This window comes from Streptomyces sp. NPDC092952, from assembly GCF_044754785.1.
Lineage (GTDB): Bacteria > Actinomycetota > Actinomycetes > Streptomycetales > Streptomycetaceae > Streptomyces.
Window position 1 is genome coordinate 64,674 of sequence record NZ_JBIVPT010000026.1, and the last position, 8,079, is coordinate 72,752.

The 8,079-nt window shown below is 72.3% G+C and carries 6 protein-coding genes; 5 read left to right on the top strand and 1 reads right to left on the bottom strand.

Annotated features, from left to right (window positions below):
- Positions 1–110: 110 nt before the first annotated feature.
- Positions 111–392 (bottom strand): hypothetical protein, encoded by a 282-nt coding sequence (locus ACIQGQ_RS33900; protein ID WP_402403463.1) that lies wholly within the window; start codon positions 390–392, stop codon positions 111–113.
- 253 nt (positions 393–645) lie between these two features.
- Between ACIQGQ_RS33900 and ACIQGQ_RS33905 the strand changes: the two genes are divergently transcribed.
- The 5 genes from ACIQGQ_RS33905 to ACIQGQ_RS33925 form a co-directional block, all read left to right on the top strand.
- Positions 646–1,098, top strand: a complete 453-nt coding sequence (locus ACIQGQ_RS33905; RefSeq protein ID WP_402403466.1) for a cobalamin B12-binding domain-containing protein — start codon at positions 646–648, stop codon at positions 1,096–1,098.
- A 59-nt stretch (positions 1,099–1,157) separates the two neighbouring features.
- Positions 1,158–2,519, top strand: coding sequence for a methylaspartate mutase (locus ACIQGQ_RS33910; protein ID WP_402403479.1), 1,362 nt, complete (start codon positions 1,158–1,160; stop codon positions 2,517–2,519).
- Positions 2,516–3,532, top strand: coding sequence for an asparagine synthetase A (locus ACIQGQ_RS33915; RefSeq protein WP_402403468.1), 1,017 nt, complete (start codon positions 2,516–2,518; stop codon positions 3,530–3,532). Before ACIQGQ_RS33910 ends, ACIQGQ_RS33915 begins: the two co-directional genes overlap by 4 nt.
- Complete coding sequence (locus tag ACIQGQ_RS33920; RefSeq protein WP_402403470.1) at positions 3,529–4,785, top strand: glutamate synthase-related protein; 1,257 nt, start codon at positions 3,529–3,531, stop codon at positions 4,783–4,785. The genes ACIQGQ_RS33915 and ACIQGQ_RS33920 overlap by 4 nt, the downstream gene beginning before the upstream one ends.
- Before the next feature lie 131 nt (positions 4,786–4,916).
- Positions 4,917–8,079, top strand: a 3,163-nt coding sequence (locus tag ACIQGQ_RS33925) for an amino acid adenylation domain-containing protein (protein ID WP_402403473.1), incomplete at its 3' end; no start/stop codon positions are given.

Genomic DNA, 8,079 nt, shown 5'->3' on the forward strand with positions numbered 1-8,079 from the left:
GTGATCTCATCGGGTGCGCCTGAGTGTTTCGCTCAGTGAAACGGTAGAAGGCTCGGGCCGGTCCGCCGGGCAGTGGAACGGGCAGATCGGCGGCACCACCGGCCGTACGGTCAGGCGGCCACCCGGGACTCCCGACGGGTGTGGGTGAGCGCCACACCCGTCGCGACGGTCGCCGCGCGCACCGCGCCCAGCGCCTCGCGCACCAGCTCCGAACGCTCCACCGGCATCACCCCGGCACCGTGCTGGCCTGCACGGACGATGTTCACCGCGGCTTCGAGCACCGCGACCTGGGCCTCCCCGAGCGCCTCGCGCCGGTCGACCCGTTCCCTCACCTCCGCCAGGACGTCCGCGAGCACGTCCGCCGCGGGGGCGCTGTGGCCGGTCTCTTTCATGTCGTGACTCCTCGGTCTTCCGCCGGCGGTGTGCCGCGCGCTCGGTCTGCTGGTGCAGTACGGCCAGTCTCACCGTCCGCCGACACCCCGGCACCAGGCATTCGGTCAACTGCTGCTCTGCTGCCGCCCAGTTGCCGCCGGGGGCGCCGGAATCGCCCTCGCGGCGAATCTACGGTGGTGGCCGAAAGGAAGTTACGGGCTCGTCCCGGACCTCTTTCCCCCCTGTCATCCAATGATGTGGACGAAGCGAACAATGAATCCTGCGGAATGTGCGGCTCCTCATCGATCCGGGCCGCTGGACGTTGTTGTCACCGGGCTCCAGTCCGACTCGCACACCTGGAATCTCATCTACATCCAATTGCTGATCGAAGACCTCGGGCACAAGGTCGTCAATCTGGGCTCCTGTGTTCCCGAGGACGAGATCGTCGAGTCCTGCTGCAAGCTCCAGCCCGACCTGCTGGTCGTCAGCAGCGTCAACGGACACGGCTTCCACGACGCCGAGCCGCTCATCGGGGCCATCCGGTCGCGCTGGGAGCTCACCGGCCTGCCCGCGGTCATCGGGGGCAAGCTCGGCGTGTCCGGAAACGGGGAGGAAGGGGCGAAGGCCCTCATCCGGGCCGGTTTCGACGCGGTCTTCCAGGACGGCGTGGACATCGCGGCCTTCGAGTCGTACCTCGACTCCCTCCCCAAGGAGGTGGAGCGGTGACCGCCCCGGTCCAGGTGACCACCCCGGGCCGGCAGACGCCCCCGGCCGCCCGGGCCACCGTGCACCGGCGCCCGCACTCCTTCGGCCGCTTCGTCGCCGAGGCGCAGGCCCGCGGCACGCTCGTGGTGCAGCCCCGGATGGGCTTCTCCGATCCCGCGCTGATGCGGGCCGGCCTGCTGGCCACGAAGAACGCCACCGACGGGGTCGTCGGCACGATGACGATCGACAGCTACACCCGGGTCAACGACGAGCCCTCGGCGGCCCGCGCGCTGAACGGCGGCGTACCCCTCAACGGCTTCCCCCTCACCCACTACAGCCCGCAGACCTCCCGCTGGGTCCTCGACGGCGTCGAGGACGCCGGGTTCCCGGTACAGATCCGGCACGGCTCCGCACGCCCCCAGCGCATCGTGGCCGCACTGGCCCGGCTGGGCCTGGACGCGACGGAGGGCGGCCCGGTCTCCTACTGCCTGCCCTACGGGCGCACCCCGCTCCTGGACTCCGTACGCAACTGGCAGGAGAGCTGCGACTTCCTGGCCGGGCTGCGCTCCACCGGGGCGGAACCCCACCTGGAGACCTTCGGCGGCTGCATGCTCGGCCAGCTCTGCCCGCCCGGACTGCTCGTCGCGATCAGCGCGCTGGAGGCGCTCTTCTTCCACCGGGCGGGACTGCGCAGCATCTCGCTCAGCTACGCCCAGCAGACCAACGCCGCCCAGGACCGGGAGGCGGTGCACGCCCTGCGCCGGCTGGCCGGCGAGTTCCTGCCGGACACCGAATGGCACGTCGTCCTCTACACGTACATGGGCCTCTACCCGCAGACCCGGACCGGCTCCCTGGAGCTCCTGGAGCGCTCGGCCGAACTGGCCGTGGAGACCGGGGCGGCCCGGCTGATCGTGAAGACCGCCGCCGAGGCGCACCGCATCCCCACGGTCGCGGAGAACGTCGAGGCGCTGCGGGTCGCCGCGCGGGCCGCCGCCCGCCACCGCACGGCGGCCGCCGACCGGAACCCGGCCGTGCCCGTCCCGGCCGGCGACCCGGCGGACAACCCCGTGTACGCCGAGGCCCGCGCCCTGGTGGACGCCGTGCTGAACCTGGACGACGACCTGGGACAGGCCCTGCTCAAGGCCTTCGCCCGCGGATATCTCGACGTCCCCTACTGCCTGCACCCCGACAACGCGGGCCGCACCCGGAGCCACATCGACGGGTCCGGCCGCCTCACCTGGTCCGAGATCGGGGCGATGCCCCTCGGACCCGTCCGCGACCGCGGCCGACGGCTCACCGCCGCCGGACTGTTCGACGCCCTGTCCTTCGTACAGCGCCGGCACGACCGCGTCGTCCCCCGGACCGCACACCGCTCCACTCTTCCCACGGCGGCCCGTCGCCCGGCGGCCCCTCGGCAGCACACCCAGGAGGTAGCACCATGACCAGCCCGACCGCCGAGTCCCCGGACCGCTTCGTGCCTCCGTTCCCGGACTCTCCCGACCAGCACCTGACGGCCCCGACGACCCGTGCCACGCTGCGGGTGCAGAGCCGGATGCTCGCCGCGACCCGCGCCTTCCTGACCGGGCAGGGCTTCCAGGAGTTGCTGCCACCGGTCATCGGCCCGGTCACCGACCCGGGCATCCGGGGCTCCAAGCAGGTGGACGTCGACTTCTACGGCCACAAGTACAAGCTGATGACCAGCGCGATCCTCTACAAGCAGGCCTCGCTGCTGGCCTTCGACAAGATCTTCTACATCGCCCCCAACGTACGGCTGGAGCCGCTGGAGACGGCCGTCACCCACCGCCACCTCGCCGAGTTCCACCAGATCGACGTGGAGATCCGCGACGCCCGCCGCGAGGACGCGATGGAACTGGCCGAACGGCTCGTCTCCCACGTCGTGGCGGAGGTCGTCCGTGAGATGCCGCAGGACCTGGAGCTGCTGGGGCGGGACGTGGACGCCTTCCGCGAGGTCGTCGAGGGTGCCTTCGGACGCACCACGCACCGGGAGGCCACCGCAGACCTGGTGGCGCTCGGCCACCCGCAGGACCCGGCCGCCGAGATCGACTGGGAGGGCGAGGAGATCCTCTCCGCCAAGTCCAGCCGCCCGTTCTTCGTCGTCGACTACCCCAAGGGATCGCGCGGCTTCTACGACCAGGAGGACGCCGAACGCCCCGGCGTCCTGCGCAACTTCGACCTGATCGCCCCCGAGGGCTACGGCGAACTGTGCAGCGGCAGCGAGCGCGAGCACGACTACGCGGCCCTGGTGACCCGGATGCGGGAGACCGGCGAGAACCCCGCCAAGTACGGCTGGTACCTCGACCTGGCCCGCCGGGGCATCCCCGCCAGCTCCGGCTTCGGCATCGGCCTGGAGCGCTTCACCCGGTACGTCACCGGCCGCACCGCCGCCTGGGAGGCCAGCGCCTACCCGAAGCTCCCCGGCGTGGTGTCGGCATGACCGCGACACTGAGCGCCGACGGCTTCCCCGAGGCCCAGGTACGGTACCGGGCCAGGGCCGGGGCGGCGGGGGTCTTCCCCGAGCTGAAGACCTACGGCTCCAGCATGCTGGGCGCCCTCCCGGCCGACCACGACCCCGACGACCTGCTGGAACGCGCCAGGATCGTCCCGCCGGTGTTCATGCCGCAGCGGCTGGCGAAGCTCATCGACCTGGCCCGCGAACCGCTGTACACCGACGTCGCCCTGGACACCCGCGTCGGCGGCTTCGCCTCCCGGCTGCCGCTCTACGTCTCCGCGTTCGGCTCGACCCAGGTCGCCAGTCACGACCTGGGCGAGGCGGCCGGACGCCAGGCCGGACAGCTCGGCATCCCGATGGTCATCGGGGAGAACGTGGTGCCCGTCAACGGCTTCCGCTCCGCGGCCGACGCCGCCGCGTCCCCGCTGATCGGGAGGATCGCCGCCTACACGGCCGCCGCCGACGACGAGCACGGCGGCGTGGTGGTCCAGCAGTCCACCGAGGACGCCGACGCCGAGGTGTGGAACCTGGTCTACAGCGACCCGGTCTCCGCACCGCTGCTGGCCACCGGCCGCCTCGCCTTCGAACTGAAGGTCGGTCAGGGCGCCAAGCCCGGCCTCGGCGGCCTCACCGTCCTGGGCCGCGACGCGGGCGACCGGGTCGCCGGACAGTACGCCATGGACACGGTGTTCGGCGACGACAGCGAGTCGGTGCTCCGGGTCAGCAGCCCCGGCACCTTCACCGAGGAGATCCTGCGCCAGCAGATCCGGCTGATGCGGAACAACTTCCCCCGCGCCAAGGTGTGGGTGAAGCTGCACCCGGGCCGCGACGTCGCACAGGCCGCGGCCACCGCCTGGGCGGCCGGTGCGGACTCCGTCACCGTGGACGGCGCGGAGGGCGGCACCGCCTGGGCGCCGACCGCCTTCCTCTCCCAGGTCGGCCTCCCGCTCGGCGAATGCCTCACCCGTATCGGCCGCACCGACCACTGCCTGCTCGCCAGCGGGCGGATCTGGGAGGGCGGCCGGGCCGCCAAGGCCCTGGCGCTCGGCGCCCGCGCCGTCGGCCTCGGCCGGGCCGCGCTCCTCGCCGTCGACGAGGACACCGAAGCCGGCCTGGTCCGCCTGGTCGAGTCCATCGCCCTGGAACTCCGGCTCCTGATCAGCGCCGTCGGCAAGTACGACGTCGCGGCCCTGGACGCCGAGGACGTCCTGCTGCCGACGTACACCCGCACCGGCTGACCCCGCCCCACCACCTCGTATCCGCTTAGCACTTCGCACGTCGCACCAACCGCACGTCATCCACCGTGGCTCCGTCGGTCTCCCGGCACGCCGCGAGACCACGAGATCCGAGCTACCGAGAAGGTGTCGAGATGTCCCAGCCGCAAACCGATCCGGCTCTCTCCCGCAGCGCCGACGTCCCCGCGCACGTCGCCGCGTACAACGACACGGCCGAGAACCTCCCCGAGGGCGCTCTGCACGTACTCTTCGCCGCGCAGGCGGCCCGCACCCCCGAGGCCGTCGCCCTGGTCCGCGAGGACCACAGCCTCACCTACCGGGAGCTGGACGGCGCGGCCAACGCCCTGGCGCACCGGCTCGTCGCCGAGGGCGTACGGCCGGGCGACGCGGTCGGACTGCTCTTCGACCGCTCGTTCGCCTACGTCGTCACGGTCCTTGCCGTGCTGAAGAGCGGCGGCGTCTACGTCCCCCTCGACCACCGCCAGACCGAGGAGCGGCTCGCCTGGATCCTCGACAACACCGGCGCCACCCTTCTGGTCACCGACCGCCCGGCCGCCGAGACCGGCTTCGCGGCCGGCCTGCCCGCCCTGCGGCTCGACGACGCCGGGGCCACCGCCGACACGGCCCCCGCCGGCCCGGACGTCGAGGTCCACCCCGACCACCCGCTCTACATGATGTTCACCTCCGGCTCCAGCGGCACCCCCAAGGGCGTGGTGAACACCCACCGCAACGTCGTCGAACTCGCCCTGGACCCGGGCTTCGGAACCACCGCCCACGAACGGGTCCTCGCCTACTCGCCGCTACCCTTCGACTCCTCCACCTACGAATTGTGGGTTCCGCTGCTGCGCGGCGGACTCGCCGTCGTCCTCCCCGCCCGGAAGATCGACATCGGCGAGCTGGCCGAGGCCGTCACCCGGTACCGGGCGACCGCCGCCTACTTCACCACCGCCCTCTTCGACGCCATGGCCAGCGAGGCCATCGACGGCCTCGCGCAGCTGCGCGAGATCTGGACCGGCGGCGACGTCCTGTCCGCCACCGCCCTGCAACGCGCCATGGACCACTGCCCGGACACCACGTTCGTGCACGTCTACGGCCCCACCGAGGCCACCGTCTTCTGCAGCTACCAGAGCTTCACCCCCGAGGTCCGCACCCTGGACCGGCTGCACCTCGGCATCCCGATGGCCAACACCGCCATGTACGTCCTCGACGCCGAACTGCGCCACACCGCCCCCGGCGAGACCGGCGAGCTCTACGTCGCAGGCCCGCACCTCGCCCAGGGCTACGGCCGCCTCCCGGCCCTCACCGCCGAGCGCTTCACCGCCGACCCCTACGGCCCGGCCGGCACCCGGATGTACCGTACCGGCGACCTCGCCTCCTGGAACGAGCACGGTGAGATCGTCTTCCTGGGCCGGGCCGACCAGCAGGTCAAACTGCGCGGCAACCGCATCGAGCTCGGCGAGATCGAGACCGTCCTCGTCCGCCACCCCGCCGTCGCCCAGGCCGCGGTCGTCGTCCGCGAGGACCGGCCCGGCGACAAGCGCCTGGTGGCCTACGCCGTACCCGTCGAGGAGGGCGCCCTGGACGGGGCCGAGATCCTCCGGTACGCGGCCGGGCAGCTCGTCGAGTACATGGTGCCCTCGGCGCTCGTCCCGATGGGAACACTGCCGCTGACCCCGAACGGCAAGCTCGACCGGCGCGCCCTGCCCGCCCCCCGGGCCGGGACGGCCCCCGGCGGACGGGCCCCGCGCAACCCCGTCGAGGAAGTCCTCTGCGGCCTGTTCGCCCACTCCCTCGGCCTGCCGTCGATCGGCATCGACGACGACTTCTTCACCCTCGGCGGCCACTCCCTGCTGGCGACCCGGCTGGTCAGCCGGGTCCGCACGGTCCTGGACGTCCAGCTCACCCTGCGGCAGTTCTTCGAGTACCCGACCGTCGCGCTGCTCGCCGAGTACGTCGCCACCGGCGGCGGCGAGTCCGCCCGCCCCGCCCTGACCGCCCAGGAGCGCCCGGAGCCGCTGCCGCTCTCCGCGGCCCAGCAGCGGCTCTGGTTCCTCGACCAGATGGAGGGCCCCTCGGCGACCTACAACATCCCGCTGGCCGTGCGGATCCGCGGCTCCCTCGACACCGCGGCCCTGGAAGCGGCGTTCACCGACGTCGCGGGGCGCCACGAGAGCCTGCGCACCGTGTTCGGCCAGGCCGAGGGGCAGACATACCAGCGCATCCTGCCCGCCGACGAGGTCCGGGTGGAGGTGCCGGTCACCCCCGCGACCGAGGAGGACGTCGCCGCGCTGCTGACCGCCGAGGCCGAGCGGATCTTCGACCTGGCCGCCGACCTCCCCTTCCGGGCCCGGCTGTTCACCCTCGGCGAGCGGGAGTCCGTACTCCTGGTGGTCATGCACCACATCGTCTCCGACGGCTGGTCCTACCAGCCGCTCATGCGCGACCTGAGCACCGCGTACGCGACCCGCTCCCGGGGCGAACGCCCCGCCTGGGAGCCGCTGCCCGCCCAGTACGCCGACTACACCCTCTGGCACCGCGACGTCCTCGGTGACCCCGAGGACCAGGACAGCGTCGCCGCCGGCCAACTCGACTACTGGCGGCGGACGCTGGCCGACCTGCCGGAAGAGGTCACCCTGCCCTCCGACCGGCCCCGGCCGGCCGTCGCCTCCTACCAGGGCGCCACCCACACCGTGCACCTCTCCGAGGAGAGCCACACCGCACTCGCGGAACTCGCCCGGGAGACCGGGGCCTCGATCTTCATGGTCGCGCAGGCCGCGGTGTCGACGCTGCTGTCCCGGTCCGGCGCCGGGCACGACATCCCGCTCGGCTCACCCATCGCGGGCCGTACGGACCAGGCGTTGGACGATCTGGTGGGCTTCTTCGTCAACACCCTGGTGCTGCGGACCGACACGAGTGGTGATCCGACGTTCCGGGAGCTCCTGGACCGGGTGCGGGAGACCGACCTGGCGGCGTGGAGTCATCAGGACCTGCCGTTCGACCGGTTGGTCGAGGCGCTGAACCCGGAGCGCACCACCGCCCGCCACCCCCTCTTCCAGGTCATGCTGACCCTGACCGACGCCGCCACCCCTACGCTCGTCGCCGAACGCCTGGAGACCGAGTCGGAGTTCACCTGGCTGCACGTCGCCAAGTTCGACCTCACGTTCTCCTTCGCGGAACACCGGGACGCGGCCGGTCGGCCCGGCGGGCTGGACATCACCATCGAGTACGCGACGGATCTGTTCGACGCGGATTCGGTGGAGTCGGTGGGTGGGCGTCTGGTGCGGTTGTTGGATGCGG